This is a genomic window from Streptomyces sp. NPDC056948 (assembly GCF_042674225.1).
Classification (GTDB): Bacteria; Actinomycetota; Actinomycetes; order Streptomycetales; family Streptomycetaceae; genus Streptomyces; species Streptomyces purpurascens.
Genome location: NZ_JBHUQX010000804.1, coordinates 1 through 1,474, shown reverse-complemented (window position 1 = coordinate 1,474; position 1,474 = coordinate 1). Strand labels below are relative to the sequence as shown.

1 protein-coding gene is annotated in these 1,474 nt (G+C 69.5%); it reads right to left on the bottom strand.

The window, feature by feature from the left end; genetic code table 11:
- Positions 1 to 98: 98 nt before the first annotated feature.
- Entirely contained in the window at positions 99 to 1,307 is a 1,209-nt protein-coding gene (locus ACFTZL_RS44865; protein ID WP_382596400.1) for a glycosyltransferase family 2 protein, read from the bottom strand.
- Between the last annotated feature and the right edge of the window lie 167 nt (positions 1,308 to 1,474).

Here is a 1,474-nt window from a genome sequence, read left to right as displayed (position 1 = left end):
CGGGTCCGGGGGCCCCCCCCCCGCCCCGTGGCCCGCCCACACCAACCCCGCGGTGGTCCACCGGGGGGCGGGCCCAACGCCGCCCCCCGCCCCCGTGTTCACGCCGCCGGCCGCACCTCGCGCGACGTCAGCACCCGCCGCGCCTTGCGTACCGCCCGGCGTACGAACGTGTGGGCGCCGCCCTCGCGGTAGCCCGGGAAGGCCCGTGCCTCGCGCGGCTCGGCGAGGTACACCGAGTCGGGGATACCGGCGGCGCGGTCGCGGAAGTGCGGGTAGGCCAGGTAGACGCGGCGGCCCTTGCGCTCCAGGAGCGCCGCCGCCTGCTTCTTGGCCTTGACGAACTTCACGACCTCGATGAGCAGCTCGGGCCGCTGCTCGGCGACCAGGTGCAGCCGCAGCCGCTCGTGGACCCTGAGGCGCTGGGCGGCGCCCTCGGTCCAGTGGGCGTCCAGCAGGGGCTTGGCCAGCTCGAACTTGTGCCGGCGGATCTCCTCGCTGTCCGTGAGGTACTTGGGCCCGAACTGCGGCAGCAGCGTGACGAGTAAGGGCCGGAGCATCAGCTGATCGCGCCGGCCGCCCGCGGGGACGTGCTCGGCGATGAGGTTCATCAGGGCCCGCGCGGAGTCGAAGCGCAGCGCGTAACTGCCGCTCTTGGTCACGTGCTTGCCGTCGTCGCGGCCGACCAGGTAGTAGCAGGTGTGGTCGGCGACCACGGACACGCCGTTCGCCCGCAGGTACGCCTCCATGGTGAACAGCGCGTCCTCGCCGGTGAACAGCGACTCGTCGAACCGCATGTCGTGCCGGTCCAGCAGCTCACGGCGGAACAGCTTCTGCGCGCTGAGCGTGAACTTGATGTTGGAGGAGAAGACGTCGGTCCGCTCCACCGTCTTGCCCCACATGGACTTCGGCGCGGAGCGGTTGACGCCCTCGACCTTGCCGAGGACGACGTCCGTGCCCGCACGGTCGGCCATGCCGACCATCCGCTCCAGGGCCTCGGGGCCCAGCCGGTCGTCGGCGTCGAGGAAGAAGACGTAGCGCCCGGTCGCCTTGCCCAGGCCGACGTTGCGCGGGCCGCTGGGGCCGCCGGAGTTCTCCTGCCGGATCACCAGGACGTTCATGGGAGCGCGCTCGGCGAACTCCTCCAGGTACTCCCCCGTCCCGTCCGTCGATCCGTCGTCCACCGCGATGACCTCGACGCGCTCTGGATCGATGGTCTGTGCCTCGACGGACGAGAGGCACTCGATCAGATACGGCATCGCTTCGTACGCCCCGATGATCACACTCACATCAGGCTGCGCAACGGTCACGTTTCCCCCTAGTCAATGGGATATTCCCCCCGTATCGCCTCATTCGCTACTTGGTAGACGGATGATCGAGGCAAGCGGTTGCCTCAAACACACGTGTTAGTGGGACACGTCACACAATGGATCGACAGGAAACGGGCAAGCGAAAGGGCTCGGCCCCCGAGGAAGAC